Genomic DNA, 21,174 nt, shown 5'->3' with positions numbered 1-21,174 from the left:
CGGCATAACCTCAGCGTCCCGAAGCGGAAGTTGAGGGGAATATGTGGAATCGCATTTCACCGTCCGTTTCCCCGTAAAAGGCATATCGACTATGGCAAGATGGCTTTCGTACTTAAAGGAAGACGCCATGCCAAGCCACGACATCAATGAATCAGTGACCTACCGTGCAATGACCGAACAGGACGTGCCAGCGGCACATGCCTTGTCGCAGGCGCTGCGCTGGCCCCATCGGGCCGAAGACTGGCAATTCGTCCTGCGCCTGGGAACTGGCTTCGTCGCCGAAGAAGCCGGCGCGGTGATCGGCACCGGGCTATGTTGGACGCAAGGACAGCAGGCATCGCTGGGAATGATCATTGTGTCATCGGCACATCAGGGCAAGGGCATCGGCAAGGAGTTGATGCGCCTTGTGCTCGAAGTGCTGGGCGACCGCACCACGCTGCTCAATGCAACCCCTGCCGGGCAGCCGCTGTATGAACGCCTGGGCTTCGTCGCGACCGGCACCATCCACCAGCATCAGGGCACGATGAACGCCGTCGGCCCGGTGGCACTGGCTGCAGGAGAACGGCTCCGCCCGTTCGAGCCTGGCGATATCGACGCGGTGACTGAACTGGCAAATCGCGCTGCCGGCATGTTCCGTGGCGAGCTGCTGAAGGCACTGCTCCCCATCGCCGAAGCCGTCGTCCTGGAACGCAATGGCGAGGCTGTCGGATTCTCGGTCTTGCGCCCCTTCGGCCGGGGCCATGTGATCGGCCCGGTGGTGGCCTCCGACAGCGAGCGAGCCAAGGCCTTGATCGCCTACTGGGGAAGTGCCTGCGCCGGGTCCTTCGTGCGCGTGGATGTCACCGGAACCAGCGGGCTGCAGGACTGGCTGGCGCAGGCGGGATTGCCGCAGGTGGACACCGTCGTGGCTATGGCCCGCAATGGCGTGCCGCAGGCCGACTCCACACTGCAGCAGTTCGCCCTGATCAACCAGGCGCTTTGCTGAGCCACGCCTCCAGCGGGCGCTTTCTTTTGAATTCGAAGAAATGAATATGCTCGAGAGCGATCTCGATGTCTTCGTGAACGCACTCAGGCAGGTGGTCAGGCAAAGTTGAGCCTGGCAGCAGGTGGCGGCGTGGCGGGCTGCGGCCCCCTGCCCCGCTCCGCCATACGCACTCTTATTGCCGGTCCGACGCGAACTCGGAGACAAAAGCCGGCGCTTCCTCCATGCGGTAACGCCCATCCTGACTCACGTAGTACATGACGCCATGGCCCCTGCGTGCAAACGTCACGCAGCAGGAGTGTTCGAAGCGTCCGAAGCGGGTGATGCCGATGCCCGGCGCATCGCGCCACTCCCATACGCGCTGTTCCTCGATGCAATCCAGAACGCGATGCTGCGTCCTGGGATGCATGGATGAATTGAGCATCATGCTGACATAGCCAAAATCACCCAGCGCGGGATAACGCTCGCGCATCGCCGCCCAACGTTGCTTAGGAGACATTGGCGCTCTCCTTGTGCTGCCTGATCTTATCCGTCTGCTGCATTGCTTATGCCTTCAGGTCACGCTTCCGGTGGCCGTTTCTGGTCCTCTCGAACATACGTGTGGGCTTGACGACGTTCGCCATCCGTACCCGTATCGCTTCATATGGCCGCTGCTGAATTGACCGGCAGCCGCGCGGGCCTCGCTCGTGGTGCGCAACGCCGGTCAGCGGGCGGGATTACTGCGCTTGCCTGAGTTGCTCGAGGATCGCCGGATCTTCCAGGGTAGACAGATCCTGCGTAATCTCCTCCCCTCGGGCTATCAGGCGCAACAGGCGCCGCATGACCTTGCCCGACCGGGTCTTTGGCAGGTTGTCGGCAAAACGGATCTCCCTGGGCTTTGCGATCGGGCCAATTTCCCTGGCCACCCAGTCACGCAGCTCCCGGGCCATCTGCTGTGCTGCGTCGCCCTGGGGGCGGACACCCTTGAGCACGACAAACGCGCAGATCGCTTCGCCCGTTGTGTCGTCCGGCTTGCCGACCACCGCGGCGTCCGCCACGTGCTGGTTCGTTGCGAGCGCGGATTCGATCTCCATGGTTCCCATACGGTGACCGGAGACATTGAGCACGTCGTCGATGCGACCGGTGATGCTGAAGTAGCCGGTCTCGTCATGGCGCACCGCGCCGTCGCCAGCCAGGTAAAGCTTGCCGCCAAGGTCCTGCGGGAAATAGCTGGTCCGGAACCGCTCCGGATCGCCCCAGATGGTGCGAATCATCGATGGCCACGGGCGCTTGATGACCAGGATGCCACCTTGCCCATGGGGCAGTTCATTGCCGGCTTCGTCCACCACGGCCGCCATGATGCCGGGCAGCGGCAACGTGCAGGATCCTGGCTGCAGCGGCATCGCGCCTGGCAGCGGGCTGATCATGTGGCCGCCGGTTTCGGTCTGCCAGAAGGTATCGACGATCGGGCACTTTCCGTTGCCCACGTTCTCGTGGTACCACATCCAGGTCTCGGGATTGATCGGTTCGCCTACCGAGCCGAGCAGGCGCAGGCAGGACAGGTCATACTGCCCGGGGTGCACGGCCGGGTCCTTGTCGCAGGCCTTGATCAGCGCACGGATCGCCGTCGGGGCCGTATAGAAGATGGTGGCGCGATGCCTGCTTGCCATCTCCCAGAACCGGCCTGCATTGGGATAGGTCGGCACACCTTCAAACACGATCTGGGTTGCACCGACCGCAAGCGGACCGTAGGCAATGTAGGTGTGGCCGGTGATCCAGCCGATGTCGGCGGTGCACCAGAACACGTCCGAAGGCTTGATGTCGAAGGTCCACTTCATCGTCAGCATTGCCCACAGCAGATAGCCGCCGCAGGCATGCTGCACGCCTTTGGGCTTGCCGGTGGAACCCGAGGTATAGAGGATGAACAGCGGATGTTCGGCGTCGACCCATTCAGGCTCGCAGGATGCGTCCCGGCCGGCGATCAGGTCATCCAGCCACAGGTCGCGCCCGGCGACCAAGCCGATGTCAGCGCCCGTGCGCCGGTAAACGATGACGTGCCTGACCGTCTCGCATCCGGCCAGGGCCAATGCTTCGTCTACGATGGCTTTCAGCGGCAGGCGCTTGCCGCCGCGTACCTGCTCGTCAGCCGTGATCACCGCCACCGCGCCGGCGTCAATGATGCGCTCGCGCAGCGACCTCGCCGAGAAGCCGCCGAACACCACCGAATGCACCGCACCGATGCGCGCACACGCCTGCATCGCGGCGATGCCCTCGATCGACATCGGCATGTAGATCACTACGCGGTCGCCCTTGCCGATGCCTAGCGCACGCAAGCCGTTGGCAACCTGGCAGACCTTGGCGTGAAGCTGCGCATAGGTGATCCGGCTGACCTCGCCGTCGTCCGCCTCGAAAATGATCGCGGTCTTTCCGGCGTTGCCATTTACCAGGTTCCGGTCCAGGCAGTTGTATGAGACGTTCAGTTCGCCGTCCTCGAACCAGCGGTAGAAGGGAGCATGATCCTGGTTCAGCGTCTGGGTAAACGGCTTGTGCCAGCTGATGTTTTCACGCGCATGCCGGGACCAGAAGCGTTCGTAGTCCTCTTCGGCCTCGGCGCACAGCGCCCGATAGCCTTCCATGCCGGAGATCCTGGCGTGTTCCATAAAATGCACGGGAGGGTGAAGGAGCCCGGAGTCCTGGTTCAACGGGGCGATGTTGGACATGGCTATATCTTTGAGCGAATGGAAGGCTGTCAGCTGATGAAGATTGCACGCCGATCAGTCAGCGCGCTGTTTGTGCTGACGGATCGAGGCCTAACCCCGGGGATTCAGCTTGCACCCCCGGGGTCGGCGCGAATGGGATGTGCGTTCAGAACTTGTGGCGAATGCCAACGATCGCGCCAAACTGGTTGGCACCCGGGCGAACCGCTTCGCTGCTCGCACCGAGCTGGTCATTGAACCCGACCACACCGAGGTTGGACTTGCCGCGGTTCAGCGAGTACGCAACCGAGGTGTAAATATCGGTGCGCTTCGACAGCGTATAGTCGACCAGCGCGACGAACAGCCACGGATTCCCCGCATTCCCCTCACGCAGGTTCTGGTAGTACGCAGAGCCGGTCACCGACAGTGCCGGCAACACCTGGTAGCCAACACCGAACCAGCCGAGGTTCGACACCGTGTTCGTCACGGCAACGCCAGGCAGCGTAGCCCCGTTGAACGCATGCGCGTAGCGATATCCTGCGTAGAGCTTGGCCGGACCGAGTGTGTAGGTGCCGGCAACCGCCGCTCGGCGGATCAGGCTATCGGTCGAAAGCGCGGTGGGGGCGGAGCGGTTAGACTGGTCGTAAATGGCGCCGACCGAGAATGGGCCGCCGTCATAGCTGAGCGCCAGCGAGTACGAACGTCCATTGGTGAAATTTCCTGCCACCTCCTGGTTGTTGCTGTTGAGGCTATACAGGGCCGTCACGCTCAGTCCGCCGAACTTGCCCATATATTTCGCGGAGTTGTCGGCGCGCGCTCCGCCCATGTATGGATCCTGCGCGCCGGAGGAATAACGGGCCGCGATGGCCATCGGGTCGTAGTAGACGCCAAAGTCAAAGAACGGGGTCGTGTGCCGGCCCAGCGTCAGCTGGCCCCATTGGTTCTTCAGGCCAACGTAGGCTCCCCGTCCGAACAGACGGCCGCCTTGTCCCGACGTGCCGGTATCAAGGTTGAACCCGCTTTCGAACAGGAAAATACCGCTCAGTCCCCCTCCCAGGTCTTCCACGCCGCGCAAGCCCCACCGCGATCCGGACTGATTTCCCGACTGCATGGCCCAGAGATTGTGGCTCTGCGCGCCGGCCGGTACGGTACCGGTCGAAGCCACTGCGTGGTTGAGGTACTCGATACCCACATCGGCAACCCCGTACAGCGTCACGCTGGATTGCGCGTATGCGCCGGAACCAGCCAGCAAGGCGGCCGACATGGCCAGGACCTTCAATTTCATGAAATTGTTTCCTCGAATGATGGTAAGCAGATTGTTTGCCTTTCTTGGAATGGCTCGGCAAATTCTGCTTTGCTTTTTTAACGCCCACAAATACGCAACAATGCTGCTGTTGCAGAATCTATCCCTATCTATTTTTTTGCTTCCGCCAGACCACACGATGGAATTCTTGAATCGCTTTACGTGAGCCTATGCCGTGCTGACTGTATTGGCGGCGCGCGCTCTCAATATCCTCGAGCGCGATCGACCAGCCCGATGAGCGGCGCGCCGCGCTCAAAGCGGCGGATATTGTCCAGCACGGCCCTGGTGGCCGTAACCGGCCGCGTAACACTGGCAATATGCGGCGTGATCCAGACCTTGGGGTGGCGCCACAATGGATGGTCGGCCGGGAGCGGCTCTGGGTATGTCACGTCAAGAATCGCGTCGCCGAGTTGACCTGTATCGAGGGCCGCCATCAGATCGGCAGTATTCAGGTGTTGCCCACGCCCGACGTGCACAAGCCCGGCTCCGCGCGGCAATGCGTTGAACACGCGGCTCCCAAGCATCCCGCGCGTTTCCTCCGTCAGCGGTAACAGGCAGACGAGGATATCGGTGCGCGCCAGGAAAGCGTCAAGGGACCCGGCGCCAGCGAAGCACGTCACGCCTTCGATGCTGCGCTGCGACCTGGCCCACCCCGCGCAATCGAATCCGAACAACCGCAGGCGCTCCAGCAGCGACTGCCCCAACGCGCCCAATCCCAGCACGCCAATGCGCCGCTCATGCGCGGCCCGGACCTGCAGCGGGTGCCACGAGGCCTGGGCCTGTTGCCGGCGATACGCCGGCATATCCCGATGCAGTGCGAGGACCGAGAACACGGCGTACTCCACCATGCCTTCGACGATACCGGGATCGATCATCCGCACCAGCGGCACGTCGGCAGGGATCGCGCTCAGGTCGAACTGGTCGATGCCGGCGCCTGTCGAAAACACTACCTGCAGGTTGGGCAGGCGTTGCTCCAGGTCGTCGGGCGGTACCCAGGCCGCCAGGTATCTGACCTTCTCCGGATCGCCGATGTCCGGCCAGATGCGGAACTCGAGATCCGGTTGCTCCCGCGCAAAGATCTCAGCCCACTGCCGGCCCCGCACCGGATCAGCCTTGTAAAGAAATGTGCTCACGTGGTCAGTCTCCTCTGTTCGATTGCCTTGTCGGCGCAGGTGAAGGGCGGGAGCCGGCAGCACCTCGCCATCTCCCACATCACGCGTCAAGCCAGACGTGCTCGGCGAACGAATAGCCCATCAGGCCGCCAAGCGGGATCGGCGACAAGCCCTTCAGTTTCGAGGAATGTGCATCGACGCTGGCCAGGAACAAGGGGATACCGATGCCCGCTTCTGCATGGATCATCGTCTGCATGTCGGCATACATCTGCTTGCGCTTTGCAAAATCCGTCTCAGCCCGCGCGGCGAGCAGCAGCTGGTCGAACTGCGGGTTCTTCCAGCGCGATTCGTTCCACGGCGCATCGGACTTGAAGAACTGCGTGAGAATGGTGTCGGCACTGGGGCGCGGGTTCACGTTACCGAATCCGACGTGGCTGTTGAGCCAGTGGTTAGACCAGTAGCCGTCGGCAGGCATGCGCTTGATATCGAGGTCCAGCCCCGCACGCTGCGCGGTCTGCTGCAGCACCATCGCGATCTCCACCGAGTACAGGGCGGCCGGCGATGTCACCACCGGCACTTTGCCCGTCACGCCGGATTTGCGCAGATGGTACTTTGCCTTGTCCAGATCGAAGGCACGCTGCGGCAGATCCTTGAAGTAGAACCGGTTGGTAGGGTCGATCGGCTGGTCATTGCCGATGACGGCGTGATCGAGCGCGATGGCTTTTCTCATCTGCTGGCGGTCCATCAAGTACTTCAGCGCCATCACGAAGTCGGGGTTAGTGCCAGGGCCAACGTCCTTGCGCACGACCAGATCCGAGTACTGTCCGGATTGCGTGATCATCACGGAGTAGCCTGGCGTACCCTTGATCCGGGCCACGGAGCGCGGATTGACCATGGCCACCAGATCCATCCCCCCCGACAACAGCGCGTTGATACGCGCACTGTCATCGGCGATCCCGACCAGCTCGATCTCGTCGAGGTAGGGCTTGCCCGGCTTCCAGTAAGCCTCGTTGCGCACGACCAGCGTGCGTACCCCAGGCTTGAATTCCTTGAGCTTGTACGGCCCCGTTCCGATGCCGGCAGAGAAGTCCGTGGTACGGTCCTTGACGATCTGGAAATGCGAAGTCCCGAGGATCGCCGGCAGATCGGCATTGGGACTCGTCAGTACCACCGTGACCTCGTTCGGGCCAGTGGCTTTCACGCTCTCGATCTGCTCGGCCAGCACCTTGCCTTTGGAAGCCGTGCCGGGGTCCTTATGGCGCATGATCGAGTAGACCACGTCGGCCGGGGACAACGCCTTGCCGTCATGGAAGGTCACGCCCTTGCGCAGCGTGAAGACCCACGTCCTGGCATCCGTCGTGTTGAACGACTCGGCCAGGGCGGCCCGTGGCGTCAGGCTGGCATCGAGCCAGGTCAGGCCGTTGTAGACCATGTTACAGCGCACATAGTCGTTCTGGTTCGACTGCTTGGCCGGGTCGAGCGTATCCGATGCCGCTGCCGTGCCGACGGCCACGCGGAGTCGGCCGCCCTTCTTTGGCGCCTGCGCGTGGGCCGTGACGGCCGCGCCAGCCAGGCTCCCTGCGAGCGTGGCCTGCATGCCCCCCGCCAGCAGCATCGCTAGAACGTCACGCCGAGTCGCGCCACGCTTGAGCAGGTCCATCACCCGAAGGCTATCGCTGGGACCGACAAGCTTCTCAAACTCGTTGCGGCTATCGTTCATGGTTGTGCTCCTGATTGGTCTAATAAGAAAGAGAGAAACCGCTGCGGGGAAACAGCGAGGGGCGAAAGAGAATGCGCGGTGAAAGCACAAGGCCTGGGCAAGCCGGTCCTTGAACCGGTCCCTTGGACCGGACAAACAGGCCAACAGCGGGAAGGAACCTCAGAGACCCACTACGCCAGGCAGGCCAGCGATGTCCTGGATCTCGGTGTACTGGTACGCCGGGTTGCCGGGGCCATGGCCGCGGTTCACGAACACCTTGTGCACCACGCCAATGTCATGGGCCGACATCAGGTCGTAACGCAGGCTCGACGACACATGCAGCACGTCCTCGGGATTGCAGCCGAGCGAGTCGAACATGTACTCGAAGGCCTTCAGGCGCGGCTTGTAGGCCTGCGCCTGCTGCGCGGTGTAGACCCGGTGAAACGGCGCACCGAGCATGGCCACGTTCTTCTGTATCTGGGCGTCGGCGGCGTTCGACAGGATCACCAGCGGGATTTCCCTGGCCACTTTGGCCAGCCCAGCCGGAACATCGTCGTGCGGACCCCACGTCGGCACGGCGTCGTAGTACTGTTGGCCATCGCTGTCCAGGTACTGGATCTTCCACTTCTTGCACAGGCGGCGCACAGCATTTTTCAACACCACTTCGTAGGGTTGCCAGTCACCGAGCACCTCGTCGAACCGGAAGGCGCTGAAGTCGGCGATGAAGTGCTCCATGTGTTCCGTCGAAATCCGATCGGCAAACAGTTCGCGCGTCATCTCTGCCATGCGGAAGCGCGTCAGCGTGCCATAGCAGTCGAAGGTGATGTATTTTGGGCGGAACGTCATGGCTTCTGATCCTCAATGGTGGGTTCCGGGGAACCTGCGTCTTTCCGCGCAGAAGAGAGTCTTGATTCCGAATGGATTAAAGCACGCAGGCGGTCGGCGTTTGTTGGGAAGATCGCTCGTGGCACGCGGTGAAACTGCGGTTTGTCAGGGGCTCTGCGGCATGTCCTGCGGTATGCACCGGCGGTGGGCGTCGGACCGTCCATGACACACCGCTAGCGCGCTGCAGCAAACGCGGATCAACATGGGTCCGGACAGATTTTCTTCGACTGGCAGGCACGTTCGCACTTCCGGCAGGCGTCAGTGCGATCGCATCGCCTTGCATGGCGCGACCGCCGAAGCAGCAAAGGGCGCCCGGCACGACATTCGGACTAATCGCGCCGCAGATATTGCTGCCTCAGCCCACATAACAGCAGCATGCTCCGTCCAGCGCCCCCAATGCAGCACCATGCCGCGTCATAGCGCTCCTAAACTTCAGGAGATTGTTGTTCCGACAGTCTCGTCATACTTTCCGAGCCAACGCCATGCCCGATCTCTCTCCACCACTGCCGGCGCGCTTTGTCCGGCTGGCAGAATCCGACCGCCTTACCATCACGCTGCGCATCGACGGCGTCGCAGCCACCGCGCTGGCCGGCGACACGCTGCTGGCCGCCTTGCTCACCCATGGCCGACGCGTGCGCGACAGCGAGTTCGGTGACGGGCCTCGCGCCGGCTTCTGCCTGATGGGCGCCTGCCAGGACTGCTGGGTCTGGACCCCCGCCGGCGAGCGCCTGCGCGCCTGCTCCACCCCCGCCCAGGCCGGCATGGAAGTGCTGACGCGCCCGCCCGCGCACCACTGGCCCGCGACGCCGGACCTGCAGGAATCGCTCGCACGCCACCGCCAGGGAGCCGCCGCATGAACGCGCCCGCATCCTTCCCGCGCATCGTCGTGGTCGGCACCGGCCCTGCCGGCGTGCGCGCCGCCCAGGCCCTGGTGCAGGCGGGGCTGCGCCCCACCGTGGTCGACGAAGGCCGGCGCGACGGCGGACAGATCTACCGCCGCCAGCCTGACGGCTTCAAGCGCTCCTACGCCAAGCTCTATGGCACCGAGGCAGCCAAGGCCCAGGCACTGCACCGCGACTTCGACGCGCTGCGCGCGCGCATCGACTACCACCCCGACACGCTGGCGTGGAACCTGACCGAGGGCGAGCTGCACGTGGTGCGCGACGCGCAGCCCCTGGCGCTGCCCTTCGATGCACTGCTGGTGTGCTCGGGCGCCACCGATCGCCTCATGCCGGTGCCGGGCTGGCACCGCGCCGGCTGCTACAGCCTGGGCGCCGCGCAGATCGCGCTCAAGGCCCAGGCCTGCGCCATCGGCTCCCAGGTCGTCTTCCTCGGCAGCGGGCCGCTGCTCTACCTGGTCGCCTCGCAATACGTGCAGGCCGGCGCGCATGTGGTCGCGGTGCTCGACACCGCGCCGGCCACCCGGTCATGGGCGGCCATCACCGGACTGCTGGCGCGACCGCGGCTCGCGCTACGCGGCCTCGGACTGATCCGCGCGCTCAAGTCCGCCGGCGTGCCGGTGCTGCAGGGCGTGACGCCGCTGGCTATCGATGGCACCGAGCAAGCGGGTGTACAGGGCGTCACCGTGCGCGATGCACACGGGGGCACGCAGCGCTTCGCGTGCAACGCCGTGGGCCTGGGCTGGCACCTGCGCGCCGAGACGCAGCTGGCGGACCTTGCGCGCTGCGAGTTCGCCTTCGAACCCGTGAGCCGCCAGTGGCTGCCGCGCATCGACGTCGATGGCCGCAGCACCACCCGCGGCGTCTACCTGGCCGGCGATGGCGCGCGCATCCTGGGCGCCGATGGTGCCGAGGCCGCGGGCCGGCTCGCGGCGCTTGCAGCATTGGCCGACCTCGGGCACGCGCGCGGGCGCGAGCTCTATCGCAGCGAAGCCGCGGCGCTGCGCCGCACCCTCGACAAGATGGACCGCTTCCGCCAGGGCCTGGCCCGCGCCTTCCCGTGGCCGCACGCGCAGGCCGCCACCCTGCCCGATAGCGCGGTGGTGTGCCGCTGCGAGGCGGTGACCGCGGGCGAGCTGCGCCGCTGCGTGACCGAGCTCGACAGCCAGGAACTCAACCGCGCCAAGGCCTTCAGCCGCGTTGGCATGGGGCGCTGCCAGGGCCGCTTCTGCGGCCATGCCGCGGCCGAGATCGTGGCGCACACCTGCGGCATCCCGGTCGAGCAAGTCGGCCGCCTGCGCTCGCAGGCACCGGTCAAGCCGCTGATGATGAATACCCGCGAGGTAAAGGCATGAGCAGCACGGCAACCCGCACCCATGACGCCGACGTGCTGATCCTCGGTGGCGGCCTGATGGGCACCACTACCGCTCTGTTCCTGCGCCAGCATGGTCTCTCGGCCGTGCTGCTCGAGCGCGAGCTGATCGGAAGGCAGGCCAGCGGCACCAACTTCGGTAATGTGCGTCGCCAGGGCCGCGCGCTGCACCAGATGCCGCTGGCCAACCGAGCGCGCGCCGTCTGGGGCCGCGTGAAGGAATTGCTGGGCGAGGACCTCGAGTTCGTCCCCTACGGCCATCTGCGCGTGTGCTACACGGAACAGCAGGCCGCCGTGCTCGAGCAGCATGTCCATGACGTGAAGCCGCTCGGACTGGACCTGCAGCTCTACACCGCCGAACAGCTGCGCCAGCGCTGGGGCATTTTTGCGCCCGGCATCGTGGCAGGGTCCTATTCGCCGCAGGACGGCCATGCCAACCCGCGCCTCGCTGGCCCCGCCTTCGCGCGCGCCGCGCGCCGGGCCGGCGCGCAGATTGTCGAGCATGCCGAGGTGATGCAGGTCGAGCACGATGGCGGCGGCTTCCTTGCCCACACCGCCGATGGCCGGCGCTTTCGCGCGCCGCAGATGCTGGTGGCCTGCGGCGCATGGTCCAACCGCATGGCAAGCCAGTTCGGCGAAGCCGTGCCCATGGACGCACGCGGGCCGCAGATGGGCGTCACCGAGCCGCTGCCCTATGCCATCGGCCCTTCCATCGGCATCTCTTCGCCGATCGAGCTCGAAGGCCTGTACTTTCGCCAGATCGCGCGCGGCAATATCGTCTTTGGCGGCGGCCTCAAGGGGCCCGCGCTGATCGACCGCATCCGTGCCTACGTCAAGCCCGACAACGTTCTGCGCCAACTACGCGAGCTGCGCCGCTTCGTGCCCGCCTTCGAGCATGTGCAACTGATCCGGGTGTGGAGCGGGATCGAAGGTTATACCGCCGACTCGCAACCGGTGATCGGCCCGAGCACCAGGGTGCCCGGGCTGCATTACGCCTTTGGCTTCAACGGCGAGGGCTTTGCGATCAGCCCAGGCGTGGGCGAGACCATGGCCGAGCTGATCGCCACCGGCCGTACCTCGATTCCGCTCGAGCCGTATGCCATCGGACGCTTTGCCGACGCGCGGGCGCTTCAGGAAACCAGCTGACACAGTATGCATCGCAATGGGCTGCGTTGCTCGTCGCAACGGGTGATGCAGTTTGTTGCGAGGACGACAGGCGGAACCGGCAATGTTTCCGTTCCACCTGAAACTTCATCAGTTCTCAGTCCGACAGCACGACGAACACCTTGCGCAGCGTTTCTGTCACGTGCCACTCGCCGGTCGTGTTAGCGGAAAAGAAGAGCGTATCGCCTGCACGGATCTGCTGCGGCTGCCCATGCGTGGGCGTGAACGTACAGGCGCCAGCGAGGATGTGCATGACCTCGGCATTGGCGATCTGGCGCTCGAAGCGCCCCGGCGTGCATTCCCAGAGTCCGGCTTGGTTATCGCCGGCGCCGTCCAGATCGACGTCGATGCCGCTGAGCTGGGCCGGCGGCTGGGTGAGCGGGCGTGCAGGCGTGCCCTGCTGTGCGAAACCATCGACGGTGGCCGACTGGCGGATGATGGTGATAGGCATGAGTATTCCAGGTCAGGTCAGGGGGAAACGTTACGCGGCAACCAGCGCGCGCCGGGCGACTTCGCAGAACCAGCGCACCCCGAGTGCCAGCGCGTCGTCGTTGAAGTCATAGCAAGGATGATGCAGGGGTCGCTCGCCATCCGGACCCGGTTCGGCGCGACCCTGACCCAGCCAGAGATAGGCGCCGGGCTTGCGCTGCAGCATGAAGGCGAAGTCCTCCGAGGTAAACGCGGCGCGCGGCGCCATCTGCGCCTGCAAGCCGACTGCACGTGCCGCATCCAGCGCCAGTGCTGCTTCGCCAGGGCTGTTTACCGTGGCCGGGTAATAGCGGTCGTAGTGCACTTCAACCTCGGCGCTGCTCGCCATCGCGACGCCTTGGGCCATCGCACGCAGGGCGGTCTCGATCCGGTCTTGCGACGCGGCATTGAAGCTGCGCACCGTGCCGGTGATGCGCACCTCGGCCGGTAACACGTTGTGGCTATGGCCACCTTCGATCCGCGTGACTGACAGCACGGCGGACTCAGCCGGATCGATGCGGCGCGCGACGATGGTGTGCAGTTGCGACACGAGGTGGCTGGCAGCAAGGATGGCGTCCGCGGTGTGGTGCGGCTGCGCGGCATGTCCCCCGCGCCCGCGCAGCACGATATCGAACCGGTCTGCTGCCGCCATGATCGCGCCGGGCAGCGTCTGCGCATGGCCGAGCGGCAAGTCCGGCCAGTTATGCAGCGCATAGACGCTGTCACAAGGAAAGCGCTCGAACAGGCCGTCATCGATCATGCGGCGGGCACCGCCCTTGCCCTCTTCGGCAGGCTGGAAGATGAAGTGCACCGTGCCGTCGATGCCGCTGCGCGCGAGCTGGCGCGCCGCACCCACCAGCATGCTGGTATGGCCGTCATGCCCGCAGCCGTGATGCTTGCCGGGCGTGCGGCTGGCATGGGCTACGCGGCCCAGTTCCACCATCGGCAGGGCATCCATGTCCGCGCGCAAGCCCACGCTGCGTGTACCGCGACCGGCGCGCAGCGTGCCCACCACACCGGTGCCGCCAATGCCCTCGTGCACCGCGAGACCCAGCATGCGCAGGGATTGCGCCACGATGCCGGCCGTACGGTGCTCCTCGTAAGCCAGCTCCGGATTGGCGTGCAGGTCGCGGCGCAGCGCCACGAGGTCCGGCAGCAGATCGGCTACCGGTTCGCCGATGCGGTGCCAGGTCACGGGCGGGCCCCCACTGCAGCGGCATGCAGAGCCCGCGCAGGACAGGGATGAAGGGGCGGGACTTCGAGATTGCAAAGGGCCATCGGCGCGCTCCAGAGAGTGGGGCAGACAAGGAGAGAGGGCAGCAGCCAGGCAGTGCTGCACCGTCCGTAGCTTAAGAGCAGTCCCGCCAACGATTGTGGCGATCGCAGGGGACCGCGCCGCAGTGAATTGCGTTTTGCCCAACCTCGCGAGCAGATTGTTGGGCTGCCGCCCGGCTGTCGAGTCGGTGCGATTTCCCCAAGTGCTGGCGGCACTGTATCGCCTTGCCCTCGCTAGCACGCAACCGTCCGTGCCCGACGATTCCCACGCAAAAAATATGTTAATGAGAATCCATCTCATTCACGCCGCTACATTGTGGCGCCTCTTGCCTTTGCCTTTGTCTCGCTCATGCCAGCATTTCCCTCTCACGCCAGGCGCATCGCCAGCCATGCCTGTCGCGCCAGCCTGGTCCTGTTTCCTCTATCCAATGCAGCGCTTGCCCAGGCGCAGGAAGTTGGAGCCTCGGCCCAACTTCCTGAAGTCCGCGTCAGCGCGAACGGCGGCACAGGCGGATACGTTGCTGCCGAGGCCAGCGGTGCAACCCGGACCGAAACGCCGCTGCGGGAAGTGCCGCAGTCAGTGCGCGTGGTGACGTCAGCACTGATCGACGACCTGGGCGCGACCCGCCTTGCCGACACGGTGGACTATGTCAGCGGGGTGGCACGCCTCAATGACTTCGGGGGAACCTGGGACAACTATGCCATCCGTGGCTTCAGCAGCACGGACATGGGATACCTGATTAACGGCTTTCCCGGATCGCGCGGCTACAATCCGATGCGCGATGCCGCGACGGTCGAGCGCTTTGAATTCCTGAAAGGCCCTGCCGCGGCGTTGTACGGCAGTAGCGAACCGGGCGGCACCATCAACATCGTCACGAAGAAGCCTCGCTTCACACGGGCAACTTCAGCGGAACTCAGTGCCGGCACGCTTGGTTTCGCGCGTGCCACGGTTGACACTACCGGCCCCATCAACGACCAGCTGGCCTATCGTCTTAATGTCATGGCGGAGGATAGTGCCAGCCGAAGCTCGCTGATCGACAGCAACAAGTATCTGGTTGCCCCCGCACTCGCCTGGGCGCCCGACGAACGCACCCTGGTGCAGTACGAGGGGGAATTCATGCGCGTGCGCACGCCCCTGGACCGCGGCCTCGTCAATGTGAACGGAGAGCTGCCCCTTCCCCGCGACCGCTACCTTCAGGAGCCAAACGACCCTGACCTTCATCTTTCCAGCAACACGCATCAGTTGACGCTGGACCGCGAAGTCGCCACCGGATGGCGTGCCCGGCTGGGCGTCAGTTACAAGGAATCGGGCTTCGAAGGCTATGCGGCGGAGTTCGGCAGCGTGCTGGCGGACGGTCGCACGCTCACACGACGCAACAGCTGGCGAACGCTCCCGTCACGCGACACGTCAGCCCACGCCGAAATGGAAGGCAACTTCCATACGGGTGGACTGGCGCACCGGATGCTTGTTGGTGTCGAGGCTTCGCGCCTGTACATGGGGATGGACATCCTCTATTCGAGCCTGGCGGCAAACCGGTATGCGATCGATATCTACGAGCCGGTATACGGGCAAGCCAAACCGCCGGTATCGCCAAGCATCTCGACACGCGAGAACCAGCGAAACCTTGGCGCCTACCTTCAGGACGAAGTTTCGCTGAATGACCAATGGAAGCTGATGGCGGGCGTCCGGTTCGACAACTACCATCAATCGGTCGATAACCTGCTTACCGCGACATCGACCCGCCAGAGCCAGACTGCCGTGTCGCCCAGGATCGGCCTGACGTGGCTGCCCACGGCCCAACTCTCGGCATACCTGTCACTTGGCAAGTCGTTCCGTCCCAACAGCGGCGTGGACGAGGCAGGCAATGCGTTCGACCCCCAGCATGCGCGCGCGATCGAGGCCGGGCTGAAATGGCAGTCCGAGGACGCGCGCCTCGGTGCAACGCTCGCGGTCTTCGATATTCGCAAGAACAGCGTCCTGACGCGCAGCCCCACCAACCCCAACTTCAACATCGCTGCCGGCGAGGCCGCGAGCCGCGGACTCGAGATCGACGCTTTCGGCCAGCTGGACCAGCACTGGCGCATCAGCAGCAGCTTTACCTTGGTGAACGCCAAAGTCACCGAGGACAACGCCATCGCGCCCGGCACCCGCCTGACCAATATTCCCAAGGTCGGCGCAAGCCTGCTCTCGATTCGTGAAGACGCCATGCCCGTGTTCGGCGGGCGGTACGGCATCGGCACAGGCATCGTCTATGTGGGATCACGCTCCGGCAATGCCACCGACACGTATTCACTGCCCGCCTACGCCACCGTGAAGCTGGTCACCTACTGGCAGATCGATCGCCGCACACGTGTCTTCCTGGACGTTCATAACGTGTTCGACAAGGCCTACTATCCCGCGTCGTGGGGCAACCTCGCCGTCACGCCGGGGCTGGGACGGCAGTTTGTCGCCGGACTGCGATACCAGTTCTGAATCCGCGGATGCGGCCCCACAGGGAAGCGCACGCTGGCCGGCATGCAAGCCTTGTCCACGCACAGCATGCCGGACACGACGACCAATAAAGGATTTCCTTCTGTCGCGCGGCCGGAATACGCAATGCGCCGCTGAAACCCCGCCTCTACAATAGCGCTCATTCGCGCGGCCTTGGCTCGGGCCATGGCGCAGTCTCTTATTTCACAGGAAATCGTCATGACGACCCGGACTTTCAACATCGCGGTGATCCCCGGAGATGGCATCGGCAAGGAGGTCATGCCGGAAGGCTTGCGCGTGCTCGGCGCCGCCGCGAGCCGCTTTGGTATCGGCCTGAACTTCACCCATATCGAGTGGGCAAGTTGCGATTACTACGCAGCCACCGGAAAGATGATGCCGGACGACTGGAAGGCGCAACTTGCCGGCATGGATGCCATCTATTTCGGTGCCGTGGGGTGGCCCGATATCGTGCCGGACCATATCTCGCTGTGGGGCTCGCTGCTGAAGTTCCGCCGGGAGTTTGACCAGTACATCAACCTGCGCCCCGCTCGCCTGTTCGAAGGCGTGCCTTGCCCGCTGGCCGGCAAGAAACCGGGGGATATCGACACGATCATCGTGCGCGAGAATACCGAGGGCGAGTATTCTTCGGTCGGTGGTGTGATGTACGAAGGCACGGAACGCGAGGTCGTCATGCAGCAAGCCGTGTTCTCGCGGCACGGCACGGATCGCGCGCTCCGATTCGCATTCGATCTGGCGCAGCAGCGGCAGCGCAGGCATGTTACGGTTGCCACCAAGAGCAACGGCATTGCCATCAGCATGCCGTGGTGGGACCGCAGGGCCTCCGCTATCGCGGAGGACTTTCCGGATGTCAGCTGGGAAAAGCAGCACATCGACATTCTGTGCGCCCGCTTCGTGCTGCAGCCGCAGCGCTTCGATGTGGTGGTGGCGTCCAATCTGTTTGGCGACATCCTGTCGGACCTCGGCCCGGCCTGCACCGGTACGCTGGGGCTGGCGCCTTCGGCCAACCTGAATCCGCAGCGCACATTCCCGTCGCTGTTCGAGCCGGTGCATGGCTCCGCGCCCGACATCTACGGCAAGAACATTGCCAACCCCATCGGCATGATCTGGTCAGGCGCCATGATGCTCGATTTCCTCGATACGGATAACGACGCCGGAAGAAAGGCGCACGACGCCATTGTTGCCGCAATCGAGCACGTTTTGATCCACGGTCCGCGCACAGCCGATTTGGGCGGCAATGCCTCTACCACGGAAATGGGCGAAGCCATTGCCCACGCAGTGGAACGCGTCAATCTCGGCGGGAAAGCGTAGCAGTTTGTCTCACGAGGCTGGCATAGCCCCTCAGGACAATTCTTCCTGTAATTGTCTAGCCTGATGCCAGTCCGCAGATTCCCTGTCTTCAGGGCAGAGATCCTGCAAGGAGGCCAGCAATCGCCGCGCGGCATCGGCCTTCCCTTGACGATGCCACAGGTGGGCAAGGCTCACCGCACATCGAAACTCGATGGCATTGGCACACTGGTCGCGAGCCATCTCCATTGCCTTGCAAAAACATGCCTCGGCTTCATGAGCGATTGCAATCGATCCAGCCTCCTCACACGTCATCTGCAGCAGCACCTCGCCTTTGAGCCGGATCAACGCAGGCTCGTCAAAGCGCTCGCCGGTTTTGTCCACCAGGGCCAGCGCTTCGCCCAATACGCGAAGCGCTGCCTCGCCATTTTCAGCCCGCCGATAAGCATCCGCCAGCAATCCCAGGAGTGAAGGTCGTCCCAATACCGCGCCGGAGGCTTCGAGGCCGTCAAAGCCGCGGCGCATCAGCGCGATACCGTCTTCGGGCGAACCCTTCGCCGCGAGCGCCCAGCCGCGCAATATCGCCCCCCAGGACAGATAGAGCTGGAAGCCATGTTCCTCCGACAGCGCGATCGCGGCTTCCGCGCACTCCAGTACCCGTTGCGTGTCGCGCCGGCGCTGATGCAACTCGGCTGCGAAGGTCAGGCTGAGGGTGAGACCGAATGGATCGGTGGCCTGCCTGGCCAATGCTATTGCCTCCTCGCTTCGGGCGCAGGCCTGTGCCGACAGACCGAGGTACCAAAGCACCCAACTCAGGGAGCTGCGCATATGGACCGCGGGGTTCCGTGCGTAACGGAGCAGATGAGCATATGCGTGCTGAGCGGGCCGGTGCAGTGCCAGGGCCTGTTCCAAATGAGTGCGAGCCATTCCGATCTCGCCCCGCCGGAATCGGGTGACGCCCAGCATGCGCTGCGCCTCAGCCGCCTGTTCCGGATCCCCGCTGTCCTCGGCGAGGCAGTGCAGTCCTTCTGCCAAGGCTTGCGCTGTTAAAAGCTGACCCCGCAAAAGATAGAATGACCACAATCCCAACTGCGCCGAAAAGCGCTGTGGCGTTGCCGCTCCTTGTTCGCACAAGGCTAACGCGCGCGTATAGATCGTTTCTACCTCGGGCGCCCCATGACCTCGCGCCGTGATATACGCAATGCCAAGATTCAGCAGCAGGTTGAGCTCGTCGCGCGCGCGCTCCGGAGAGTCTGGCAGCGATCTGAGCAGTTCCAGCGCGTCATTGAAATGACGGATCGCCTCGCGCTGAGCGGAATGCTGTGCGGCACGCTGTCCCGCAAGGCCAAGATACTCGATCGCTTTTCGGGTATTGCCGCTTTTGCTGTAGTGGTGCGCCAGTTCGCTGCAGTAATCCGCCAGGCTGCTGGGAAACAGCATCTCCATGGCCTGGGCCGTGCGCTCATGCAGCGCACTGCGCCGGTCACTCAGCAGCGAACTGGCGGCAACCTCCTGGGTCAGCGCATGTTTGAACGCATACTCGAGTTCCGGGAATGCCGGACGCTCGTAGATAAAATCGCCCATCTGCAGCTCACCCAGCATTGCATGGAGTGCCTGATCGGGTAGCGCCGTGACTTGTCGGACCAGGCTCAGCGTAAACTCCTTGCCGATGATTGCGAGTGTCTGCAGCAACTCCTTCTGCACGGGCGGAAGGCGGTCAATGCGTGAGGCAAGCACGCCTTGCACAGTGGTCGGCATATGTAGTGACACTATGCGCTGCTCCAGCCGGAAATTGCCCCGCTCGCCGTGCAGGACGTTCTCCTCGGCTAGCGTGGTGACGACTTCCTCCATGAAGAAGGGATTGCCCTCTGTCTTGGCCTGGATTTCCCGCTTCAGCGACTCGAGGGAGGGATGATCCCCCAACAGTGCCGTGAGGAATCCCCGTGCATCCACCTGCCCCAATGGCTCCAGATGCAGGTTGAGGTGGCAGCGTATGCCTGCAACCTGGGCATATTCCGGGCGGTAGTTGACGAGCAGCAGGATGCTTGCCTTCGGCACGTGATCGGCGAGGACATTGAGGAAAGCCTCCGTCTCACTGTCGAGCCATTGCAGGTCGTCGAACAGCACCATGAGCGGTTGAATCTTGCTCTCGCACACCAGCAGCCGCACAATGGCATCAAACGTTCTTTGCCGGCGAATAGAAGCTTCCATCATCGGCAGGGCCGACCCCCGCTCCCTGGTTCCCAGCAGATAGAGCAGGTAGGGAAGTAGTTCCTCTGGCGCGCAATCGATCGCCAGCAGCCTGCCATTGACCTTGTCGCGAATCTGCTGGTCGTCATCCTGCGCGGCAATATCAAAGTACGCTTTGAGCAAGTCAATCAAGGGCAGATAGGGGAACGCCTTGCCATGCGAAACCGAAAAGGTCTCGAGCACCTTGCAGCCCTGCTGAGCCCGTGCCTTGAACTCATGAAACAGACGCGATTTTCCGACGCCGGCCTCGCCCGCTACGCCGACGACCCGCCCATGACCCTGCCCTGCAGAATCCAGCGCCTCCTGCAGACGCTGCAATTCCGCCTGGCGGCCGAAAAATCGCGCCAGACCGCGATGCACTGCCACTTGCAGGCGGGTACGCAGTACGCCAGCGCCGACGACCTCGTACACGGCAAGCGGGTGCTGGATGCCCTTGACGGAAGTGGTTCCCAAGCTTCGGAATTCGAAGTAGCCTTCGGTCAGCCGATGGGTCGCTTCGCTGACGAGGATCGATGAGGGTGTCGCGATCCCTTCCATCCGTGACGCGATATGGATCGTGTGCCCCACCGGATCGTAGTCCGTGCGCAGGTCATCCTTTCGGATCGAACGCACTACCACTTCGCCGGTATGAACGCCGACGCGGATCAGCAGCGGCAAGCCTGTCTCCCGATGGGCACGGTCATTATGGCGGTGCATCGCTTGCTGCATGCGCAGCGCGGCGTACAGGGCCCGCAACGGGTGATCCTCGTGGGCGATCGGCGCGCCGAACAGCGCCAGGATCCCATCGCCCAGGAATTTGGCAACATACCCCTCATAGTGGTGAACGGCTTCCATCATCAAGGCCACCACCGGGTCGATTAACTCACGTGCATCCTCGGGATCGAGGTTCTGAATCAGGGCCGTCGACCCCGCGATGTCCGCAAAAAGAGCCGTAATGGTTTTGCGTTCGCCATCTGCTTGCCCCCTCGCCTCCATCGCCGCCTGCTCGGCAAGAATGCGCTCGGCAAGGTGCGGCGGCGTGTAGAAAGCGGGCGCGGCGGAAACTGGAGGGCATGGACCGGCGAGGGAATCAGGAAGGGATACGCCGCAAAGGCCACAGAATTTTGCGTCGGCACCTGATTCATGGCCGCATCGTGGGCATAGCCGAGCGAGGCTTTGTCCGCATGCCTCACAAAAGCGTCCGCCTGCAGGGTTATCGAATCCGCACTTTGTGCAGCGCATATCACCCTCTGACCGCCTAACCTGCCATTAGTCATTAGAGACTACAAGGATAGTGTCCCGCAAGCCGCGCATACCGATGCAACGCAAGCAAAAC

Annotated in this window: 15 protein-coding genes; 6 read left to right on the top strand and 9 right to left on the bottom strand. The window is 63.8% G+C overall.

The window, feature by feature from the left end:
• The first annotated feature begins 127 nt into the window (after positions 1 to 127).
• Positions 128 to 985, top strand: coding sequence for a GNAT family N-acetyltransferase (locus tag J8I82_RS33935; protein ID WP_209764079.1), 858 nt, complete (start codon positions 128 to 130; stop codon positions 983 to 985).
• Positions 986 to 1,157: 172 nt separating this feature from the next.
• Here the strand turns inward: J8I82_RS33935 and J8I82_RS33930 are convergent, their stop codons facing one another.
• The 6 genes from J8I82_RS33930 to J8I82_RS33905 all read right to left on the bottom strand — a co-directional run bounded on the left by J8I82_RS33930 (position 1,158) and on the right by J8I82_RS33905 (position 8,617).
• Positions 1,158 to 1,481: a hypothetical protein gene (locus J8I82_RS33930; protein ID WP_209764068.1), complete on the bottom strand. Its 324-nt coding sequence runs from the start codon at positions 1,479 to 1,481 to the stop codon at positions 1,158 to 1,160.
• Between the two features lie 217 nt (positions 1,482 to 1,698).
• Positions 1,699 to 3,681: an acetate--CoA ligase gene (gene acs / locus J8I82_RS33925; protein ID WP_209764066.1), complete on the bottom strand. Its 1,983-nt coding sequence runs from the start codon at positions 3,679 to 3,681 to the stop codon at positions 1,699 to 1,701.
• Positions 3,682 to 3,826: 145 nt separating this feature from the next.
• On the bottom strand, positions 3,827 to 4,942 hold the full coding sequence (locus J8I82_RS33920; RefSeq protein ID WP_209764064.1) for a porin: 1,116 nt from the start codon (positions 4,940 to 4,942) through the stop codon (positions 3,827 to 3,829).
• A 221-nt stretch (positions 4,943 to 5,163) separates the two neighbouring features.
• A complete protein-coding gene (locus J8I82_RS33915; protein WP_209764078.1) occupies positions 5,164 to 6,093 on the bottom strand; it encodes a 2-hydroxyacid dehydrogenase in 930 nt (309 codons plus the stop codon).
• Between the two features lie 79 nt (positions 6,094 to 6,172).
• Positions 6,173 to 7,792, bottom strand: coding sequence for an ABC transporter substrate-binding protein (locus tag J8I82_RS33910; RefSeq protein WP_209764061.1), 1,620 nt, complete (start codon positions 7,790 to 7,792; stop codon positions 6,173 to 6,175).
• 159 nt (positions 7,793 to 7,951) lie between these two features.
• Positions 7,952 to 8,617, bottom strand: a complete 666-nt coding sequence (locus J8I82_RS33905; RefSeq protein ID WP_029048923.1) for a haloacid dehalogenase type II — start codon at positions 8,615 to 8,617, stop codon at positions 7,952 to 7,954.
• A gap of 521 nt (positions 8,618 to 9,138) precedes the next feature.
• Between J8I82_RS33905 and J8I82_RS33900 the strand changes: the two genes are divergently transcribed.
• From J8I82_RS33900 to J8I82_RS33890, 3 genes are read left to right on the top strand one after another with little or no spacing between them, the layout of a single operon-like run.
• Positions 9,139 to 9,513: a (2Fe-2S)-binding protein gene (locus J8I82_RS33900; RefSeq protein ID WP_209764059.1), complete on the top strand. Its 375-nt coding sequence runs from the start codon at positions 9,139 to 9,141 to the stop codon at positions 9,511 to 9,513.
• On the top strand, positions 9,510 to 10,910 hold the full coding sequence (locus J8I82_RS33895) for an FAD/NAD(P)-dependent oxidoreductase (protein WP_209764057.1): 1,401 nt from the start codon (positions 9,510 to 9,512) through the stop codon (positions 10,908 to 10,910). The genes J8I82_RS33900 and J8I82_RS33895 overlap by 4 nt, the downstream gene beginning before the upstream one ends.
• Positions 10,907 to 12,073, top strand: a complete 1,167-nt coding sequence (locus J8I82_RS33890; RefSeq protein WP_209764055.1) for an NAD(P)/FAD-dependent oxidoreductase — start codon at positions 10,907 to 10,909, stop codon at positions 12,071 to 12,073. The genes J8I82_RS33895 and J8I82_RS33890 overlap by 4 nt, the downstream gene beginning before the upstream one ends.
• A gap of 115 nt (positions 12,074 to 12,188) precedes the next feature.
• Here the strand turns inward: J8I82_RS33890 and J8I82_RS33885 are convergent, their stop codons facing one another.
• Positions 12,189 to 12,542 carry a cupin domain-containing protein gene (locus J8I82_RS33885; RefSeq protein ID WP_209764053.1) on the bottom strand — a complete coding sequence of 118 codons (354 nt, stop codon included), beginning with the start codon at positions 12,540 to 12,542 and terminating at the stop codon, positions 12,189 to 12,191.
• A gap of 30 nt (positions 12,543 to 12,572) precedes the next feature.
• Complete coding sequence (locus J8I82_RS33880) at positions 12,573 to 13,754, bottom strand: amidohydrolase (protein ID WP_209764051.1); 1,182 nt, start codon at positions 13,752 to 13,754, stop codon at positions 12,573 to 12,575.
• Between the two features lie 429 nt (positions 13,755 to 14,183).
• Between J8I82_RS33880 and J8I82_RS33875 the strand changes: the two genes are divergently transcribed.
• Positions 14,184 to 16,307 (top strand): TonB-dependent siderophore receptor, encoded by a 2,124-nt coding sequence (locus J8I82_RS33875; RefSeq protein WP_209764050.1) that lies wholly within the window; start codon positions 14,184 to 14,186, stop codon positions 16,305 to 16,307.
• 216 nt (positions 16,308 to 16,523) lie between these two features.
• Positions 16,524 to 17,633: a tartrate dehydrogenase gene (locus J8I82_RS33870; RefSeq protein ID WP_209764049.1), complete on the top strand. Its 1,110-nt coding sequence runs from the start codon at positions 16,524 to 16,526 to the stop codon at positions 17,631 to 17,633.
• A gap of 30 nt (positions 17,634 to 17,663) precedes the next feature.
• On the opposite strand, the gene J8I82_RS33865 is transcribed toward J8I82_RS33870, so the two are convergent.
• Positions 17,664 to 21,080, bottom strand: a complete 3,417-nt coding sequence (locus tag J8I82_RS33865; RefSeq protein ID WP_209764048.1) for an adenylate/guanylate cyclase domain-containing protein — start codon at positions 21,078 to 21,080, stop codon at positions 17,664 to 17,666.
• Positions 21,081 to 21,174: the final 94 nt, after the last annotated feature.

It is taken from the genome of Cupriavidus consociatus (genome assembly GCF_017814975.1).
GTDB lineage: Bacteria > Pseudomonadota > Gammaproteobacteria > Burkholderiales > Burkholderiaceae > Cupriavidus > Cupriavidus consociatus.
Note: the sequence above shows the minus strand (reverse complement) of the source record. Positions and strands in the feature narration are given on the sequence as shown.

Excerpts from the sequence above, each read along its gene's own strand:
- J8I82_RS33920 (WP_209764064.1), bottom strand. The coding sequence starts at position 4,942 with ATGAAATTGAAGGTCCTGGCCATGTCGGCCGCCTTGCTGGCTGGTTCC.
- J8I82_RS33895 (WP_209764057.1), top strand. The coding sequence starts at position 9,510 with ATGAACGCGCCCGCATCCTTCCCGCGCATCGTCGTGGTCGGCACCGGC.
- J8I82_RS33875 (WP_209764050.1), top strand. The coding sequence starts at position 14,184 with ATGCCAGCATTTCCCTCTCACGCCAGGCGCATCGCCAGCCATGCCTGT.
- J8I82_RS33870 (WP_209764049.1), top strand. The coding sequence starts at position 16,524 with ATGACGACCCGGACTTTCAACATCGCGGTGATCCCCGGAGATGGCATC.
- J8I82_RS33905 (WP_029048923.1), bottom strand. The coding sequence starts at position 8,617 with ATGACGTTCCGCCCAAAATACATCACCTTCGACTGCTATGGCACGCTG.
- J8I82_RS33930 (WP_209764068.1), bottom strand. The coding sequence starts at position 1,481 with ATGTCTCCTAAGCAACGTTGGGCGGCGATGCGCGAGCGTTATCCCGCG.
- J8I82_RS33910 (WP_209764061.1), bottom strand. The coding sequence starts at position 7,792 with ATGAACGATAGCCGCAACGAGTTTGAGAAGCTTGTCGGTCCCAGCGAT.
- acs (WP_209764066.1), bottom strand. The coding sequence starts at position 3,681 with ATGTCCAACATCGCCCCGTTGAACCAGGACTCCGGGCTCCTTCACCCT.
- J8I82_RS33890 (WP_209764055.1), top strand. The coding sequence starts at position 10,907 with ATGAGCAGCACGGCAACCCGCACCCATGACGCCGACGTGCTGATCCTC.
- J8I82_RS33865 (WP_209764048.1), bottom strand. The coding sequence starts at position 21,080 with ATGCGCTGCACAAAGTGCGGATTCGATAACCCTGCAGGCGGACGCTTT.
- J8I82_RS33935 (WP_209764079.1), top strand. The coding sequence starts at position 128 with ATGCCAAGCCACGACATCAATGAATCAGTGACCTACCGTGCAATGACC.
- J8I82_RS33900 (WP_209764059.1), top strand. The coding sequence starts at position 9,139 with ATGCCCGATCTCTCTCCACCACTGCCGGCGCGCTTTGTCCGGCTGGCA.
- J8I82_RS33885 (WP_209764053.1), bottom strand. The coding sequence starts at position 12,542 with ATGCCTATCACCATCATCCGCCAGTCGGCCACCGTCGATGGTTTCGCA.